This window comes from Chryseobacterium sp. NFX27, from assembly GCF_049887855.1.
GTDB lineage: Bacteria > Bacteroidota > Bacteroidia > Flavobacteriales > Weeksellaceae > Chryseobacterium.
Window position 1 is genome coordinate 83,893 of the sequence record NZ_JAGEKK010000017.1, and the last position, 18,619, is coordinate 102,511.

General features: G+C 37.9%; 13 protein-coding genes. 7 read left to right on the plus strand and 6 right to left on the minus strand.

Features of this window, described 5'->3' with window-relative positions; all coding sequences use genetic code 11:
- Positions 1–48 precede the first annotated feature (48 nt).
- Both J4Q03_RS17065 and J4Q03_RS17070 read right to left on the minus strand, forming a co-directional pair.
- Positions 49–1,914, minus strand: a complete 1,866-nt coding sequence (locus tag J4Q03_RS17065) for a M1 family metallopeptidase (protein ID WP_426049324.1) — start codon at positions 1,912–1,914, stop codon at positions 49–51.
- Between the two features lie 284 nt (positions 1,915–2,198).
- Entirely contained in the window at positions 2,199–4,568 is a 2,370-nt protein-coding gene (locus J4Q03_RS17070) for an outer membrane beta-barrel protein (RefSeq protein ID WP_426049325.1), read from the minus strand.
- A gap of 139 nt (positions 4,569–4,707) precedes the next feature.
- On the opposite strand from J4Q03_RS17070, the gene J4Q03_RS17075 reads away from it, so the two are divergent.
- Both J4Q03_RS17075 and J4Q03_RS17080 read left to right on the plus strand, forming a co-directional pair.
- On the plus strand, positions 4,708–6,024 hold the full coding sequence (locus J4Q03_RS17075; RefSeq protein WP_426049326.1) for a sensor histidine kinase: 1,317 nt from the start codon (positions 4,708–4,710) through the stop codon (positions 6,022–6,024).
- Positions 6,014–6,697: a response regulator transcription factor gene (locus J4Q03_RS17080; protein WP_426049327.1), complete on the plus strand. Its 684-nt coding sequence runs from the start codon at positions 6,014–6,016 to the stop codon at positions 6,695–6,697. Before J4Q03_RS17075 ends, J4Q03_RS17080 begins: the two co-directional genes overlap by 11 nt.
- Before the next feature lie 7 nt (positions 6,698–6,704).
- Here J4Q03_RS17080 and J4Q03_RS17085 read toward each other — a convergent pair whose 3' ends face one another.
- From J4Q03_RS17085 to J4Q03_RS17100, 4 genes are all read right to left on the minus strand, one after another.
- Complete coding sequence (locus J4Q03_RS17085; RefSeq protein WP_426049328.1) at positions 6,705–7,532, minus strand: endonuclease/exonuclease/phosphatase family protein; 828 nt, start codon at positions 7,530–7,532, stop codon at positions 6,705–6,707.
- Positions 7,533–8,009: 477 nt separating this feature from the next.
- Complete coding sequence (locus J4Q03_RS17090; RefSeq protein WP_426049329.1) at positions 8,010–10,208, minus strand: M1 family metallopeptidase; 2,199 nt, start codon at positions 10,206–10,208, stop codon at positions 8,010–8,012.
- Between the two features lie 84 nt (positions 10,209–10,292).
- Positions 10,293–11,174, minus strand: coding sequence for an SDR family oxidoreductase (locus J4Q03_RS17095; RefSeq protein ID WP_034703011.1), 882 nt, complete (start codon positions 11,172–11,174; stop codon positions 10,293–10,295).
- Between the two features lie 173 nt (positions 11,175–11,347).
- Positions 11,348–11,755, minus strand: a complete 408-nt coding sequence (locus J4Q03_RS17100; protein WP_426049330.1) for a DUF1573 domain-containing protein — start codon at positions 11,753–11,755, stop codon at positions 11,348–11,350.
- A 168-nt stretch (positions 11,756–11,923) separates the two neighbouring features.
- Between J4Q03_RS17100 and J4Q03_RS17105 the strand changes: the two genes are divergently transcribed.
- From J4Q03_RS17105 to J4Q03_RS17125, 5 genes are all read left to right on the plus strand, one after another.
- On the plus strand, positions 11,924–13,177 hold the full coding sequence (locus tag J4Q03_RS17105) for a sensor histidine kinase (RefSeq protein ID WP_426049331.1): 1,254 nt from the start codon (positions 11,924–11,926) through the stop codon (positions 13,175–13,177).
- A gap of 11 nt (positions 13,178–13,188) precedes the next feature.
- Entirely contained in the window at positions 13,189–13,869 is a 681-nt protein-coding gene (locus J4Q03_RS17110) for a response regulator transcription factor (RefSeq protein ID WP_426049332.1), read from the plus strand.
- Between the two features lie 169 nt (positions 13,870–14,038).
- Positions 14,039–16,336: a GH92 family glycosyl hydrolase gene (locus J4Q03_RS17115; protein ID WP_426049333.1), complete on the plus strand. Its 2,298-nt coding sequence runs from the start codon at positions 14,039–14,041 to the stop codon at positions 16,334–16,336.
- A 156-nt stretch (positions 16,337–16,492) separates the two neighbouring features.
- The gene (locus tag J4Q03_RS17120; RefSeq protein WP_426049334.1) at positions 16,493–17,494 is read left to right on the plus strand and encodes an aldo/keto reductase; all 1,002 of its coding nucleotides are present in this window, start codon (positions 16,493–16,495) and stop codon (positions 17,492–17,494) included.
- 18 nt (positions 17,495–17,512) lie between these two features.
- A complete protein-coding gene (locus J4Q03_RS17125; protein WP_426049335.1) occupies positions 17,513–18,409 on the plus strand; it encodes a helix-turn-helix domain-containing protein in 897 nt (298 codons plus the stop codon).
- Positions 18,410–18,619: the final 210 nt, after the last annotated feature.

Genomic DNA, 18,619 nt, shown 5'->3' on the forward strand with positions numbered 1-18,619 from the left:
TTAATTAACTTCATAAAAAAGCCTGAATTTTTCATTCAGGCTTTTCTTTTATAATGATTTCGTATTATTTTCGGGCGTATAATCCATAAAAATATCTCCATCCAGAGTCACCGATTTCACTTTCTTTTTAATAGGAATGGCGAGGTCTGCCTGCTTCTGGTTCTTTTCCCATAAGGAAGGTGAAAAGTGAAGCTTTTCAACTGATCCGTCTTCATAATTTAAAACAGCATCAAAAGGAATCGCAAACCCGCCAACATTATCTATATTGACTGTAAGGAGATCGTTGAGCTGTGAAATATCAGTTATTTTCAGATCAATATAATTATTGGTATAAAACCAGTTTTGAAAAAACCAGTTCAGATTTTTTCCGGAGCCTGTATTCATTGAATTAAAATAATCCCAAGGTGCAGGATGCTTTCCATTCCAGTTGTTCATATAATGCAGAAGCGCTTTCTTGAACAGTTCGTCTCCTAAATAATCTTTCAGTGCAAGATACGAAAGAGATGCTTTTACATAGGAATTGTTTCCATATCCGGTTCCGCTTACCTGTGTACTCATTGTAATAATAGGTTGATCCTGTTCTGCAGAAGGGTCATTGATCCATTTTTTAACCCGGAAATTTTTATAGAATTCTTTTGCTGCAGCTTCACCATTTTCATCAATACCGATCAGGTACTCAAGGGTAGTTGCCCAGCCTTCATCCATAAAAGCATACCGGGTCTCATTGATTCCCATATAAAAAGGAAAGTAGGTGTGAGCAATCTCATGATCTGCGGTAAGTCTTGCATCACGGAGATCGTCAGGAATACTTGTATCATTAATCATCATTGGGTATTCCATATCGGCATATCCCTGAATCGCAGTCATGACATTATAAGGATATTCCACGCCGGGCCATTTCTTTGAGAACCAGTCCAGATTATAGCGCATCCAGTCTACATATTGCTCAAAATCTTTTGCTCCGGCTTTATATCCTGCCTGAACACTTGCTCTTTTCGTTTTTAACTGTACACTTGCCGCATCCCAAACATAATGACTGCTTAATGCGAAACAGAAATCCGTAATATGGTTTGCTTTGAATTTCCAGATATTCCATTTGTTCTGCTTGGTCACTTTTCCGGATCTCATTTCCTGTTCGGAAGCAATATGGATCACTTTGTCGCTTCTAAGAGAGGCTTTATATCTTTTTAAATATTCCTGCTGAAGTACTGCTTCGGGATTCAGAAAATCGCCGGTTGCCCATACTACAAAATTTTTGGGAGCATAGATGGCAAAACTGTAATCATTAAAATCATTATAAAATTCCTGTCTATCCGAATGGGGAAGCATATCCCAGCCATTATAATCATCATAAACGGAAATCCTCGGGAAAGAATAGGCTACATAAAAAGTTTCAGGATCTATTTGCCCTTCCCTTCCGCTCTGTACAGAAAGAGGATACTCCCATTCTATTTTCACATCAGCTTTTGCTCCGGCCTTAAGTACTTTATTGAGCTTTATTTTTTCTACGGTGCCCCAATCATCACTGTTTACGGCATATTTTTCACCATTAATAATCAATGATTTAATATAAAGCCCTGAAGACAGAAAATCTGTGGATACGGAACCAGACCTCGGAGACTGCGGCTTATGAAGGTTGTTTACAAATCTGATCGCCAGTTCGTGAAGTTCATCGGGGCTGTTATTGATGTATGTGATCGTTTCTTTTCCTGAAACCGTTTTGCTTCCGGCATCCACTTTTACCTCAACATTATAAATCCCTTTATTCTGCCAATAGTTTTTGCCCGGAGCGCCGGAAATATCACGGGTTCCTTTTTCATAGGCTTTCTTAATATTTCTTGGCATATACAGCTCCTGGGCAGCAATATGCTGCATCGAAACAGTAACTACCAGAGCATAAAGAAATCGTTTCATATCTCTAATTTTTAAAAATAAACATCAAAATTAGCGAAAATGTCACACAGAAAAGGAATTTCTTTTATAATAATGCTTTATGGATATTAGTTTTAATAAGAAAGGAAGATGGATGCCAGAAGACGGAAGTACTATTGGTCGTTAGGCTCAATGATTGAGATTGAGAAACGTCAATGGTCAATTTTGCTGCGCAAGTGAAATGTGAAAATCCTCCAAATCAAGATCCTCACCACAAAACTTATAATTCATAACTTTCTCAAACTCTCAAACTCGTACCCCGAATTCTACAATCTATCCGCTTCATCTGTTTTCTTAATCGTCTTAGCATTTTTCACCGACTGGTTGCCGAAATTGAATTTCAGAGAAAGCGTGAATCCCTGAGTATCTCCGTAATCCAAAAAATAATTGTCCTGATTGGCATATTTTGTACTTATCTTCTGCCCCATGCTTCTGAAAATATCATTAAAAATAAATGAAGCTTCCAGTTTTTTATCAAAAAATTTCCGGTTCATCACAAAATACGCAGACCATGCACTGGAAATTCTGAAAGTTCCCTGTATTCCGGGCGAATAGTATTTGTGACCCATTTCCATTTTCCAGTCATTACTTTTATCTAACGTAATGGCTGTTGAAACATTAGATACCCAGTTCCATACCTTATTTTTATACAGGAGACCATCAAGCCCTTTGAAATAATTTTCGTTGTACTCCAGGTTTTCAGAAAGAATCAGCGTCCACCACGGTTTAATCTGAAAGTTCTTGTACAGGCTGGCTCCAAAAGCCTGGCCTTTTTCAATATTGGTAAAATAATAGATCAGATTATTCGTACTGGGTTCCTGATATGAAATTTCCATAGAAGGATAGACCTCCTTCCTGTAGTACAAATCCAGATTCCAGCCTTTCCAGGTATAGGTCAGATTGAGATTATGAATGATCGTAGCTTTAAGTTTCGGATCTCCCTGATAATAGGAGAATAAATTATAATATGACTTCGCGGGATTCAGCCATGCATAAGAAGGCCTGCTGATCCTTTTGCCATAGGAGAACCCGAATTCATGCTTACTTTCTGTAGAATACTGAACATAGAAAGTCGGAAAAAGACTCCAGTATTTATTTTTGTTGCGTTCGTAAGGCTCGGAGACTACTCCTTCCAGATCCGTCATCTCAGCCCGGAGACCCCCTTTAAAATTCCACTTTCCCAGATTATAAGCCAGTGAAGAATAGACCGCAAAATTATGTTCCTTGTAATCAAACAGGCTGCTTTTCTCCGGACGTAATTGTAAGGATCCGTTTTCGTTATCAGAAAAATCGAGACCACTCATTGTTTTCACAAAACTGTACTTGATTCCGGACTCCATTTCAAGTTTTTTATCTTTCCACTGATAATCGGCCTGAGTAGAATACAGCTGAACATCCGTTTTATTTTGAGTGAAAAAATTATCAATCTTTGGTACTTCCCCAGCAAAATTCAGATGGGTAAGGACATTCTGATATTTATCCATATTGTTCCCGGTAAAATAACTGATCCATGAAAGATGAGTCTTCTTATTAATTTTTCTGTCAATCTGAAAACTCAGTGAATTATTGATCGTCCGGGACTGGTGATCGTTAATGGTTGTATAATCTGACTCAGCAATATCCTGACTGTTGTAGATCAGTGTAGGCACCACATAAGTCCCAAAAGACTTCGGGCTGAAATACCCTGAATAATTCAGACTCAGATTGGTCAGACTGTCAATTTCATATTCTGCATTGAAGTTAACGGTATTCTGTGCCCTGTTCTTGTCCCTTCTGTTCATGGTACTCACCCATCTCCTCTGGCTTTCCTGGTAATTTACATAGTCTGTTCCCTCCCGGTAATAGGTTCCAAAACCTCTGTAATAACTTCCCATCAATGAAAGTTTATCTTTTTTGTAATACTGGGATACTCCCACAACTCCTTTTGCATATTGGGTCTGAACATATTTTGATGAAACAATTCCACGGTAGCCTTCAATCTTATTCTTCTTCATTACAATATTCAGTACTGCGCTTCCGGATGCTTCATATTTTGCGGGTGGATTGGTGATCACTTCTACCGATTTTATTTCGTCTCCCTGGGTGTTTTCCAGAAAATTCTTAAGCTCATCTCCCGTAAGCATTACTTTTTTATCATTAATAGTGACCAGAATTCCTGTTCCTCCTTTAATCGCGATTACATCATTATTGATCGTCACATTGGGTGTCTTCTTCAATATCTCCCATGCATTAAGCGAAGAAACATTAGTATTTTCGACATTAAATTCCAGGCGGTCAATTTTTCTGGTGACCACAGGTTTCTGTTTGGTCATCACGACAGCTTCTATTTCCTGGGGTTCTTTCGTAAGAATGATCTTAAGTTCATTCTCCTTTTGTGGATCTACAATTCTTTCAAAAGGAATATAATCTGTTTTTTTGACTGTTATTTTTATGGAATCAATGGTTATTCCTTCTACATGGAACTGCCCGTCAGTCTCTGTTTTCAGTGTTTTTATCAGTTCATTTTTTAAATTGTAAATTCCGATATCCGCAGAGGATATCTTTCCATTCTCAGTGTCCGTCACTGATCCTTTGATCATCTGCACCTGTGCGGACAGGAGCACAGGAAAAAGCAGGAGAAGAAAAATTTTATACATAATTGATTCTGAAAAGCATGGATGTTAGTTTACTTGACGGTCCAAAATTCTGTATTTGTCGAGATAATTTCGGTTAATGGAAGGTTAATGATGGGTTAATGCCAGACAAGGGAAAGTCTAAAGTTTTATCTTTGTTTCAATGATGTCCAAAAGTAAATATCTTATTGCCCTTTTCGCCGCACTGTTCCTGCTTCTGCTCGGAATACAGGCATATTTTATGTACAAAACATATCAGGTAAAGGAACGGGAAATCTACAGAACCGTGCACGAAGGCCTCACCAACTACACCGATAAACTGGAGGATCTGGGTGGTATAGCAAATAAGACAGATGACTCTATCCAGAAGATCCTGATCAGGTATCATGACAAAAAGATAAGTAAAAAAGACTTCTTAGCTTATTTTGAAAAAAACAGAAAAGCTAACGAAAAACATTTAAGCAATTATGTAGACAGCCGTTTTAAAAAAGAAGGGTATAAAATTGCGACAAAAACAGAATATATTTCGATCATTTATATTCCTGACAGCACCCACCTGATCAATCAGCCGATCACAGTATACGAAACCAGAAATAAAGTCACGGCCCCCAAGATTTCCAATACTGGCAAATGGGAAACAACATCAAAATCCAGTACTAAAGACGGCAGACCCGGCCGAAACGATTCTTTTCTTCTAAAAAGCACTACAGGCTTTGAAATCTTAAACATCAAAACAATTATATTCAAAGAGCTTGCCCTGCTGACAATATGCTGTGCAGCAATCCTTGCCAGTGTTCTGCTGATTTATATTTTCACCATTAAAAATTTAGCCCGGCAACAGAAACAGATTGAAGTTCTCCATACTGTGGTGGATAATATTTCCCATGAATTCAAAACCCCGATTGCCACTTTAAAGATCGCATCGAAAGCTTTAAAAAAAGAATGGAATCCTGAAACTCTGCCGCTGATCGACCGACAGATCAGCCGACTGGAAAATCTGATGCTTCAGCTTCACAGGGATGAAACAGCTGGAGAAGTTCGGTCTGTAAAACCTGAAGATTGGAGCTTTTTTGTGCAGGACCTCGCCTTTACCTATCCTGAGACAAATTTTGAACTGACCAGCCAGGTTTCAAAAGAGCTTCCTTTTGATAAAAATCTCATGGAAACCCTGATCAAAAACCTTGGTGAAAACAGCGTAAAGTATGGAGCTTCCCATATAAAAATCAATATCAACGACAGTTCTCAACATCTTAAAATAGAGGTCCACGACAACGGCTGTGGTATAGAGAAAAAAGAACTTGATCACATTTTTGAAAAATTTTACAGGATCCAGTCTAATAATGTCCATAACACCAAAGGCCTGGGGTTAGGGCTTTATTTTGTAAAAAAAATAGTAATGAAATACCATGGCAGCATAGAGGTTTCCAGCCGTCCTAAAACTGAAACTGCCTTTAAAATATCTATTCCTTATGAAAACTAAGATTCTTCTGGCCGAAGACGATCCGGATTTCGGAATGATTCTGAAACAGTATCTGGAACTGGAAAATTTTGAAGTAGCATGGTTTCAGAATCCGGAAGACATTGTCCGCCTTCTAAGTACAGATTTTCCTTTTCATATCGGCATTCTGGATATTATGATGCCCTCGATCGACGGTTTTTCTTTAGCAAAAATGATCCTAAAGGAGAAAAACAATTTCCCCTTACTTTTCCTGACTGCCAAGAACCAGAAAATAGACCGCCTGATGGGGCTAAAGATAGGAGCAGATGATTATATTGCTAAACCCTGCGATCCGGAAGAGCTGGTTTTAAGAATCAAAAATATTCTGAAAAGGACTCAGCCAGCCGTTTCACCACAAATAAAGATCGGAAGTTATTCTTTAGATACTGAAAAGCTGCTGCTTTCCCATCCTGAAGGAAACACCCGTCTTACAATCCGGGAACGGGAACTTCTTCTGTATCTTCTGAAACATAACGGTACAATGATTAAAAGAGATGACATTTTGGATAATCTTTGGGAGACGAATGATTATTTTACAGGAAGAAGCCTTGATGTATTTATCAGCCGGCTCCGCAAATATTTTATGAATGACCCCAAAATAAAAATCCAATCTCTGAGAGGCATTGGATTTGAAGTTGATTTCCCGGTGAGCTGATCTCCAATTAATAAGAAAGCTCTGCCAATACCGGAAAATGATCCGATGGATACAGCAGGTTTCCTCTTCTGTCGTTGATGTGTCTCTGGGATTTTATTGTAAACCCTTTTACAAAAATATAATCGATTCTGTCTTTAGGAATTTCATTCACATTGAAAGCGGTAAATGTTCCTTTTGGCCCGTAAGGTTTTGTTTCGGAATGATAAAAGCTGTCATTCAAATTCTGGGAAAGGATTTTTATCGGCTCAGAATCTTCTGTTAAATTAAAATCTCCGCTTAAAGTTACAGGAAGGTTTTTAGGATTCATCTCTTTAATTTTCTTCAGAATAAGTTCAGAAGATTTCACTCTTGCCACATTTCCGATATGATCAAAATGAAGGTTCATCGCCAGAAATTCTTTTTTTGACTTTTTATCCTTAAAGAAAGCATAGGTACAGATTCTATTAAGGGCAGCATCCCATCCTCTGGAAGGTTTTTCCGGTGTTTCCGAAAGCCAGAATGTCCCGGATTTCACCACCTGAAGTCTGTTTGTATCATAAAAAATAGCTGAAAACTCACCTTTATCCTTTCCGTCATCTCTTCCTACTCCTACATAATCGTAATTCTTAAGGCCGTCCTTTATATCTTTCATCTGCTCAGGAAGTGCTTCCTGAACTCCGAAATAATCGGGATGATAATAATTTAACAAATCCACAGCATCCTGTTTTCTTTCCGTCCAGGCATTTTCCTTATCTGATGTAACCTGCAGCCTGATATTGAAACTCATCACTTTAAGGTCCTGTGAAAATCCCAGTGCAAAGAACAGCAAGGTTACCATTGAAAATCTGAAATTCATAATCCTATTTTATTTAGAATAACAAAAATAGAATATCTTTTTGAGAGACAATAAAGATTTAGGATACATTATTATTAATTTATTTAACTCCAAATTCGGTATAGTTCTTAATAAACGCAAGGATAAACAAAGCCGTTCCACTTATAGATAGCAATACACAGGAAAATATTTTGTATTCCTTTGCTGAATGAAATGCCTCTCTTTCCCTTTCTATACGTCTCAGAAAATCTTCTTCGTTTATCTTTGCGATAAATAAAAATTAGTTTCAAGCATTTTTTATCATCAACTCAGATTAAAATAAAAAAAGAAACTAAAGCAGCTGAAAGTAAAAAAGAATCCAGTTTAATTTATAAAAATTTAATCATATACCTTGCAATCATTGAGGTAAAAATCCAGCAGTACTTCCACCTATCTTTATTAAAAACCCTGAATTTCAAGCGAAATCCAGGTCTCTCAATACTGTTTAAAGCTATGTTTTTATTCTTTGGTAAATTTATATTCCCTTCCGGCCTGTTTAAAAATAAGATCTTTTTTATCTTTGCTAAACACCAGGGTTATTCCGGCCTCATCAAATGTAAACTGGTTACTTCCTATATATTGAAGGGGAAATTCCGGCTGGTTTCCTGCTTTAACATACAGCTGGCCGTTTTTATCGGTAAAGACCAGCTTGATCGGGTCACTTGCAATCCCATATGTTCCTGCAAAATCTTTTGCATTGATCTTTTCAACGGGCTTTGCCTGTGCTGAAGGCCAGATATTATTCTTTGGATTAACATCAGGAACCAGAGAATCCGGATCAAGCATTACTTCACTAACTTCTTTCTCTGAATTGATGTTGAACAGCCATTCCGTGTTGCGCTTCCAAACCTCAACAGGAATTTTTACGACCTGTTTCGTACCGTCTTTAAATTTCACCTGAACGGTTGTAGGCATCGGAAGCTGTCCAAGATTTTCTACTGTGATCTGAGCACCGTTTTTAAAATCCCCGTTGATGTATTTTACCTCTTTAACGGACTGATCGATCTTCCATTTATTGATAAACCATCCTCTCCAGAACCAGTTCAGTTCTTCTCCGGAAACATTTTCCATTGTATGGAAGAAATCCCAGGGGGTAGGATGTTTGAAAGCCCATCGGTCAATGTAGGTTTTGAAAGCTTTATCAAATTTTTCAGGGCCTAAAATTGCCTCTCTTAAAATCTGCAGGCCCATTCCCGGCTTAAAGTAAGCCAGAACTCCTATACTTCTTTCTTTCATATTATCCGGACCTACCATAACGGGCTCAATATTATCACCCATCATAAAGCCTCCACTCTTGGCAATATCTTGCTTCTTATAGTATTCTCCGTTGTTAAACGCTTTCGTCGACAACCCATTGATAAAGGTATTGAAACCTTCATCCATCCATGCAAACAGTCTTTCGTTAGAACCTACAATCATCGGGAACCAGTTGTGCCCGAATTCGTGATCTGTAACTCCCCAAAGACCTTCACCGGCGGAATTCATATGGCAGAATACAATCCCGGGATATTCCATACCACCCTCATTCCCTGCGACATTGGTTGCTGCCGGATAAGTGTATTCATACCATTTATGAGAATAATGCTCAATGGCTGCCTTTGTATACTCTGTAGACCTGCCCCATGCCTTTTCGCCTGCGCTTTCTGCAGGATAAGCAGATATCGCCACAGATTTTTTGCCACTCGGAAGGTTTATTTTTGCTGCATCCAGAATAAATGCCGGCGATGAAGCCCATGCAAAATCACGGGTCTGTTCAATTTTAAATTTCCATGTTTTTGTCCCTGAGGTTTGGTTCTTTCCGATTTCAGATTCCGGACGGATCATGACTGTTTTATCACTGTTCCTTGCCTGTTCCCAGCGGTTATTTTCTTCTTTACTGTATACTTCTTTATAATTCAGAAGTTCTCCGGATGCCACCACGTAATGATTTGCCGGAACTGTAATATTGGCTGTAATACGGCCATATTCCAGATAAAATTCTGATGCTCCAATGTAAGGAAGAGTATTCCAGCCCATTACATCATCATAAACACACATTCTTGGATACCATTGAGCGACTGTAAATATTTTACCGTTTTTAGTATTTTGGACTCCCATTCTGTCAGATCCATATTCAGGAGAAACAAAAGAATATTCAATTTTTATTTTAGCAGTACCGCCTTTCGCCTTCAGTTCTTTAGGAAGATCGATCTGCATTCTGGTATCGGTAATGGTATATTTCACATCTTTACCGTCGAGTTTTACAGATTTAATTTTATAGCCTCCATCCAGTTCTTCACCGTGAGCTCCGTTTCTGCTTCCTGATGGCGGAACAACTGCATTACCACGGGAATCTTTTGCAAATAGATTCTGGTCAAGCTGCAGCCATAAAAAGCCTAACTGGTCAGGACTGTTATTGGTATAAGTAATTTCAGCAGTGCCGGTGATTTCATTTTTTACATCGTTAAGGCTGACATTCAGATCATAATCTGCCGAATTCTGCCAATAGGCATGTCCCGGCTGTCCGCTTGCAGAACGGGTTTCCGTACCGGTCTGGGGATAAAAGAAAGGCTTAAATGCCTCTACATAACTATATTTCGGAGTCTCCTGTGCTAAAGCAGATCCTGAAAAAAGGAAGACTGCTGCTGCTGCAATAAGGGCTGGAAGTTTATAATTCATAGGAATAAGTTATATTATTTCTGTGATAAGTTATAAAAAAACCCGGAATCGTTACAAATCCGGGTCATTTTATCAGTATTTTATTTAATTTGTCTTTTTAGCTTTAATCATCGCTTCCAGTGCATCCCACATTTCTTTTGGAATATCTTCAAGCATATTGAACTCTCCGGCTCCCTGCAGCCATTCGCCACCGTCTATAGTCACTACTTCCCCATTCATATAAGCAGAATAGTCTGAAACCAGATAAGCAGCAAGGTTGGCCAGCTCCTGATGCTCTCCTACTCTTCTCAAAGGAACTTTTTTCCTCATATCGAATTTTTCCTGAAGATCTCCCGGAAGAAGTCTGTCCCATGCTCCTTTCGTAGGAAAAGGTCCCGGAGCAATTGCATTGAAGCGGATTCCATATTTTGCCCATTCTACCGCTAACGATCTGGTCATTGCCAGAACTCCTGCTTTGGCACATGCGGAAGGAACCACATAAGCAGATCCTGTCCATGCATAGGTTGTTACAATATTTAAAACAGTTCCCGGGCTTTTGGAATCAATCCAATGCTTACCGATAGAAAGGGTACAGTTTTTTGTTCCTTTTAACACAATATCCAAAATAGAATCAAAAGCCGAGTGTGTCAGTCGTTCTGTTGGAGAGATGAAGTTTCCGGCTGCATTGTTCAGTAAAATATCTATTCTTCCGAATTCTTTCAACGCTGCTTCTTTCATGGCTTCCACCTCATCCCAGTTTCTGACGTCACAGGCAACACACAGAACTTTCCCGCCAGTTTCCTCTTCCAGTTCTTTTGCCGTTCCCTGTAATTTCTCCAGATTACGGGAAGTAATCACCACTTTTGCTCCCAGTTCCAGAAAATATTTGGTCATTGCTTTTCCAAGGCCGCTTCCGCCTCCCGTTACAATCGCTACTTTATCCTGTAATGCACCTTCGCGCAACATTGGCTGTGTATATAAATTCATATGATCTTATTTTTTCCTAAAAATACTAAATATTGAATGGATGCCATTTAAAATAATGGGATAAATAATAATGTTATAAATAGTTATTCTGCTGCTGCGTTTAAAATCATAAAAAAAATAACCCTGCAACGAATACAAGGTTATTTCTATAATGGCTGGCTGTAAAATTTTTATTATGAAACTACTCCTTTGAAAGAAAGTGTTTTTGGAGTTTTGCTCTCGCTGGTCGTAACATTCACTGTTTTCATAAATGCACCTTTGCTTGCTGCATTATAACTCGCTTCTACAAATCCTTTTTTTCCGGGAAGAATTGGTGTTTTAGTATAATCTGCGGTTGTACATCCGCATGAAGGAGCTACATTTTCAATAACGATCGGCTTTGAAGAGGTATTGGTGAATTCAAATCTGATGAGCTTAGGTTTTCCCTGAGGAATGGTTCCTACGTCTATAGATTCTGATTTCCATTTAATAGCATCTGCAATCATCTTTACTACTGAATTGCTTTCAACAGGAAATACATTGGCATAAAACGGAGAGAATGCCAAAACTGCTAAAAGTGCTGTGATTTTTAATTTTTTCATGAGTATAAATTTTAAGAGTTACAAGATTAAAAAAATCGGTTATTATCTTTTGATACAGCAAATGTAAAGCGGATTGCCTATACAACTTGTTAATCGCTATCAAACATTTGTTAACGAGTTGTTAATGATAAAAATTTAATAGATATTTTGGATAATATTGCTCCAGAAATGGAAATAAAAAAACTCAATATTATTATAACCCTCGGGCTCTTTGCTATCATCGGAATTATGACGGCACAGCTTTTATGGACCCGGCAGGCTTATAATCTTGAAGATAAAAAATTTAACCAGAAGGTGAATATCGCTTTACTGGAAGTTGTGGAAAAATTGTCCGGCGGAAAAACTTCTTTTACTGAAAGTCCTGTACAGAATATTGCCAACGATTACTACGTAGTCAATATCAACAATGAATTCCACCCTGCAGTTCTGGAACACTATCTTAAGACAGAATTTACCCGTTTTCAAATCAATACAGATTATACATATGCCCTGTACAACTGCCACAGCGATAAAATGATTTATGGGAAATATATTTCGAGCCATCAGGAAAATCCCGGTAATAAGATGATTAATTTTCCAAAACATAAAAATCTGACGTATTACTTTTCGATCCGTTTTCCCGACAAAACAACTTATCTGATAAGTTCATTACGGTTTTGGTACTTGCTTACGCTGGCACTCTTCATCATTCTTCTTGTCTATGTTTATTCTATATATACCATTATTCAGCAAAAAAAATTCTCAGAACTGCAGAGGGACTTTATCAATAATATGACCCATGAATTTAAAACGCCTTTATCTTCCATACTTTTAGCATCGGAAGCTCTTAACAAGCACAACATCATACAGGAGAATTCTAAGCTGGAAGCATATACCTCCATTATCATCAATCAAAGCTACAAACTCAACAACCACATTGAAAAAATATTAAATATTGCGAAAAATGATGCTTCAGGACTGTCATTAAAGCCTCAGAAAATTGTACTACTTCCATTTATTCAGGAAATTGCAGATACCCTGCATCAAAAGAATGAAAACCTTAGGCTCCATATAGATATTGAAGATCATCTTTCAATTGTTGCAGATGAATTTCATTTTACCAATATTATTTACAACATTTTGGATAACTCTGTTAAATATTGTGATATGAAGCCCGATATTACCATTTCATCAAATAAAGATTCAAAAGGCTTATATTTAAAGTTTAAAGATAACGGAATGGGGATTCCTGCTAAAAATATTCCTCATATTTTTGATAAGTTTTACAGGGTCAGTACAAAAAAAAGTGATGAGGTCAATGGCTTTGGGCTAGGCTTATTTTATGTAAAAAAAATTGTTCAGCAGCATCAATGGAAAATTTCGGTTGAAAATAATCCGGATAAAGGAATTACCGTCACTCTGTTTTTTCCGTTTAAAATTTAATAATGTAAGTAATGGAAAAATCGAAAATTTTATATGCAGAAGATGACACTACTATAGCTTTCCTCATCCAGGACAGCCTGGAAAGCTATTATGATATAAATCATTACCCCGATGGACAATCTGCCCTTGAAGCATTCAACAGCCAAAATTTTGATATCTGTCTGCTGGATATTATGATGCCTGAACTCAACGGATTTGAGCTGGCAAAACACATCCGTAATAACAACTCTGAAATTCCCATCATTTTCATTTCTGCAAAAGCCCTGAAAGAAGACAGGATCAAAGGCCTCAAGATAGGTGCCGATGATTACCTGGTAAAACCATTCAGTATAGAAGAATTAATTTTAAAGATTGAAGTTTTCCTGAAACGCAGCAGAAAAACAGAGGCCTCACCGCTAAAATACAAAGTGGGAAAATATTATTTTGATCCTAAGAACTACACCCTTCAGGATACAGGAAATACCATTACCCTTACCCAAAGAGAGTCTGATCTGCTCCTATATTTTATCCGCCACAAAAATACGGTTGTGAAAAGACAGGATATACTGAAGGCAATCTGGGGAGATGATGATTATTTTATGGGGCGGAGTCTGGATGTATTTATTTCCAGACTGCGAAAAGTGTTCGCGGATGAGCAGAATATACTTATCGAAAATCTGCACGGAATAGGCTTCCGGTTTTCTGAAAAATAATTAAATACACATTTGCCTTACTGATGTAAACGAAGTGCCTTATCTTTAATTAAGCGGATTACTTTCAAAAATCTTGTCTATCCTGCGATAATTAACGCAAAGCAATACAAAGATTTGTACATTATTCTTTGATTTTGACTACTTTTATCATTCGAAAATTTACTTATTCATGAAAAATTCGGGAACTTCTGTTTTTCTATTATTTTTATTATTTAATTTAAATTTTAAAGCTCAACAATTCGAAAAGCTCCATCAATATGTAAATCCTTTAATAGGAACTGAAAAAATGGGTCATACCTATCCGGGCGCTACCGTTCCCTTCGGAGCTGTACAGCTGAGCCCGGAAACTGATACTATTTCGTATGAGCTCAATGGGAAATACAACGGCGAGGTCTATAAATATTGTGCGGGATACCGCTATGAAGACAAAACCATTGTAGGTTTCAGTTCAACACATTTCAGCGGAACGGGGCATTCTGATCTTGGAGATTTTCTGATTATACCAACGGTTGGAAAGCTGCAGCTGAATCCCGGGACAGCCTCACATCCTGAAAACGGCTACCGAAGCAGATTCTCCCATGAAAATGAAAAAGCTGAAGCCGGATATTATAAGGTAAAGCTGGATGATCACAATATTCTTGCAGAACTGACGGCTTCAACAAGAACCGGAGTTCATCGATATACTTTCCCCAAATCTGATCAGGCACATATTATTTTAGACCTTACCGCAGGAATTTATAATTATGAAGGCAAAAATGTATGGACCTACGTACGCGTGGAAAATGACGGTACGGTAACCGGCTACCGCCAGACCAACGGCTGGGCAAGAACCAGAACAGTTTATTTCGCTATGAAATTTTCAAAACCTTTTAAATCATACGGACAGAAAAACTTTGACGGGCCTCAGGTGTACAAAGGCTTCTGGAGAAAATTCGACCAGAATAAAAACTTCCCGGAGATTGCCGGTAAAAATCTGAAAATGTATTTTGATTTCGATACTCAGGAGAATGAAGCAGTCGAAGTAAAGCTGGCCATTTCTCCCGTAAGCCAAACCAATGCACTAGAAAACCTGGAAAAAGAAACCGGAAACCTGTCATTTGATCAGATAAAGGCCAAAGCCCAGGAAAACTGGAATAAGGAGCTCAATAAAATTGTCATCAAAGGTTCTGAAACCGAAAAGACGAACTTTTATACGGCAATGTATCATACTTTTATCAGTCCTACCACTTACATGGATATCAATGGGGAATATAAAGGTTTAGATCAGAATATTCACAAGGCAGAAGGTTTTACTAGCTATACTACTTTCTCTATCTGGGATACGTACCGTGCCCTTCATCCTTTCTTTAACATCATCCAGCCTAAACGGAATAATGATATGGTAAAATCGATGATGGCCCATTATGACCAGTTCTCCATGAAAATGCTTCCGATATGGTCCCATTATGCCAACGACAACTGGTGCATGAGCGGCTATCACAGTGTAAGCGTAGCAGCCGATGCTGTGATCAAAGGAAATTATAACGGGGATCCTAAAGAAGTCTTGAAAGCCTGTGTCGCAACAGCTAACAAGAGAGATTATGAAGGCATTGGATATTATATAGATATGGGATATATTCCGGCTGAGAAAAACGGAACTTCGGTTTCCAACACTCTGGAATATGCTTATGATGACTGGGCAATTGCCCAACTTGCAAAACATTTAGGTGAAACAGAAATTTACAACCAATTCATTAAACGTTCTGAAAACTGGAAAAATAATTTTGATCCGAAAGCAGGTTTCATGCGTCCCCGGTTAGCAGATGGCAGCTTCAAAAAAGATTTTGATGTACTAAGCACTCATGGGCAGGGTTTCATTGAAGGAAATTCCTGGAACTACAGTTTCTTCGTTCCTCAGAATCCGGATGAATTAATTCAACTGATGGGCGGAAAGAAAAAATTCGCTTCAAAATTAGATGAACTGTTCACAATGCATTTACCCGACGAGTTTTTTGCAGACACAGAAGATATTACAAGAGAAGGAATTATCGGCGGCTATGTTCACGGAAACGAACCGGCTCATCATGTGGCCTATTTCTACAACTGGGCAGGACAGCCCTGGAAAACCCAGGCTCAGATCAGACGTATTTTGGAAATGCAGTACAAAGCTACACCGGATGGTCTCGGCGGAAATGATGATGCGGGACAGATGAGTGCATGGTATATTTTAAGCTCACTCGGATTTTATCCTGTAGCACCGGGCTCGGAAGATTATGCGATGGGAAGCCCGGCGATTGACAATGCTGTTTTAAATTTAGAAAACGGAAAACGGTTTGAGATTGAAGCCATCAATCAGAGTCCGGAGAATGTTTATGTTGAAAAGATTCTTCTCAATGGCAAAGAAATTAAAAACTTTACATTGAAACATTCTGAGATTATGAAAGGTGGAAAGCTGAGTTTTTATATGAGTGCTAAGCCGAAAAAATAATTTTAGTCCCACAGATTTTACAGATGATTGTATTATAATTTCTTTTATAATTAAAGTAAAAAGTACAATCCGTAATTTGCATACGATAATCATCATTTTGCATACATCAACCTCCTAATTTCTGCTGAATTTTGTCTTATTAAAAATCAACAGAATATGAACAAAGTAAAATTAGGAAATCAAGGACTACATGTTCCGAATATCGGTTTGGGATGTATGGGAATGACAGGTTTTGAAGATGGGAACATCTATGGTGAGGCCGATGAAAAAGAAGCAATTGCAACCATTCACCGCTCTTTGGAATTGGGTGGGAACTTTCTGGACACGGCTGATTTGTATGGCCCGTTTAAAAATGAACAGCTTATCGCAAAAGCCATTGGAACAGATCGTAACAAGTACATCATTGCCACAAAATTTGGCTGGGAAATAGATGATAATGATAAGGTGACCTGGGCGATTAACGGAAACAAAAATTATGTAAGAAAAGCAGTCGAGCGTTCACTTAAAAATCTTAAAACCGATTATATAGACCTTTATTATATGCACCGTTTGGATAAAAGCACTCCGATCGAGGAAACGGTAGAGGCAATGAGCGATCTTGTGAAAGAAGGAAAAGTTGGCTATATCGGTTTGTCGGAAGTATCTTCAGAAACGGTAAAAAAAGCACATGCAGTTCATCCCATTACTGCTGTACAGAGTGAATTTTCTTTATTCGAAAGAACAGTAGAGGAAAAAGGTGTGATCAAAACTTTAAATGAATTGGGAATTGGTTTTGTGGCCTATTCACCTTTGGGACGAGGATTTTTATCCGGCCAGATCCGTTCTATTGATGATTTGCCGGAAAATGATTTCCGCAGAGGAATTCCTCGTTTTCAGGAGCACCATTTTCATAAAAATCTTGAATTGGTGGAAACCATTGAAACCATTGCTAAAGAAAAGAATATTACACCATCACAATTGGCTTTGGCGTGGATCATCAGCAAAGGAATTTTACCGATTCCGGGAACTAAGCGCAGAAAATATCTTGAGCAAAATATTGAAGCCGGTAAAATTGTTTTAAGTGAAGGCGAACTTCAAAGGATAGAAAACATCGTACCTTTAGGAACAGATACGGGTGCTCCTTATGACGAATTCAGTATGGGACTTTTAGATTATTAAAACTATAAATTTGCACTGATGAATACAATTTCTTCGATTTCAGCATTTCACAGGTTACTTTCGCTGCCCGAACCAAAGCATCCGTTAGTAAGTGTCATCAATTTATCCGAAAGTATTTTTTTGGAAGATGAAGTGTGGAAAGGTTTTGTAAACAGATTTTATTGTGTGGCTTTAAAAAGAGATGCAAAAGGAAAAATAAGATACGGACAGCAACATTACGACTATGACAAAGGAGTTTTAAGCTTTACAGCTCCCAATCAAGTCCAATATTTAGATTGGCATAATATGGAATGCGGCTCCGGATATTTATTAATTTTTCATGAAGATTTTTTGCTGAAACATCCTTTGGCGAATACAATTTCAGGCTTCGGATTTTTCTCTTATGCTGTGAATGAAGCCTTACATTTATCTGAAGATGAAGAAAATAATCTCATCGATATTTTACATAAAATAGATAAAGAATGTCAGTATATCGACAGACATACCCAGGAAATTATTTTATCTCAAATTGATCTGCTTCTCAGCTACTCCAACCGTTTTTACGAGCGACAGTTTATCACCCGGAAAAACAATAACCATCAATTATTGGTAAAATTTGAGCGTTTTCTGAATCATTATTTTGATGATGAACAGTCAGCAGAAAAGGGGCTTTTAACCGTACATCAGATTGCGGAAGCGATGAATCTTTCTCCCAATTACCTGAGTGATCTTCTGAGAATTCATACCGGACAGAATACGCAGCAGCATATCCATGAAAAGCTGATCAATAAAGCGAAAGAAAAGCTTTCAACCACCGATCTTTCTGTAAGTGAAATTGCTTATATTTTAGGTTTTGAACATTCTCAGTCTTTTAGTACACTTTTTAAAAAGAAAACTAAGATGTCGCCTTTGGAATTCCGGCAATCTTTTAATTAAAACTATATAATTTCTCGCTGATTTTGCAGATTTTTTTAACGGAATCATCTGCCAAATTTGCTTGGTCTGTGAGAGACAAAAACAAAAAAGAGGCTGTCTCAAAAGGGGCAGTCTTTTTTTGTGTCTCAAAGTTTGCGATCTACAATTTTTCAGGTTTAGATTTCCGTTATTTGTTTTTTCAGGAATTTTTTTGATATTTTAGTAAAAAGC

What these genes read in the sequence shown, in the direction of transcription:
- J4Q03_RS17085 (WP_426049328.1), bottom strand. Translation starts at nt 7,532, where the DNA reads ATGAATTTCAGATTTTCAATGGTAACCTTGCTGTTCTTTGCACTGGGA.
- J4Q03_RS17070 (WP_426049325.1), bottom strand. Translation starts at nt 4,568, where the DNA reads ATGTATAAAATTTTTCTTCTCCTGCTTTTTCCTGTGCTCCTGTCCGCA.
- J4Q03_RS17090 (WP_426049329.1), bottom strand. Translation starts at nt 10,208, where the DNA reads ATGAATTATAAACTTCCAGCCCTTATTGCAGCAGCAGCAGTCTTCCTT.
- J4Q03_RS17075 (WP_426049326.1), top strand. Translation starts at nt 4,708, where the DNA reads ATGATGTCCAAAAGTAAATATCTTATTGCCCTTTTCGCCGCACTGTTC.
- J4Q03_RS17110 (WP_426049332.1), top strand. Translation starts at nt 13,189, where the DNA reads ATGGAAAAATCGAAAATTTTATATGCAGAAGATGACACTACTATAGCT.
- J4Q03_RS17120 (WP_426049334.1), top strand. Translation starts at nt 16,493, where the DNA reads ATGAACAAAGTAAAATTAGGAAATCAAGGACTACATGTTCCGAATATC.
- J4Q03_RS17080 (WP_426049327.1), top strand. Translation starts at nt 6,014, where the DNA reads ATGAAAACTAAGATTCTTCTGGCCGAAGACGATCCGGATTTCGGAATG.
- J4Q03_RS17115 (WP_426049333.1), top strand. Translation starts at nt 14,039, where the DNA reads ATGAAAAATTCGGGAACTTCTGTTTTTCTATTATTTTTATTATTTAAT.
- J4Q03_RS17125 (WP_426049335.1), top strand. Translation starts at nt 17,513, where the DNA reads ATGAATACAATTTCTTCGATTTCAGCATTTCACAGGTTACTTTCGCTG.
- J4Q03_RS17095 (WP_034703011.1), bottom strand. Translation starts at nt 11,174, where the DNA reads ATGAATTTATATACACAGCCAATGTTGCGCGAAGGTGCATTACAGGAT.
- J4Q03_RS17065 (WP_426049324.1), bottom strand. Translation starts at nt 1,914, where the DNA reads ATGAAACGATTTCTTTATGCTCTGGTAGTTACTGTTTCGATGCAGCAT.
- J4Q03_RS17100 (WP_426049330.1), bottom strand. Translation starts at nt 11,755, where the DNA reads ATGAAAAAATTAAAAATCACAGCACTTTTAGCAGTTTTGGCATTCTCT.
- J4Q03_RS17105 (WP_426049331.1), top strand. Translation starts at nt 11,924, where the DNA reads ATGGAAATAAAAAAACTCAATATTATTATAACCCTCGGGCTCTTTGCT.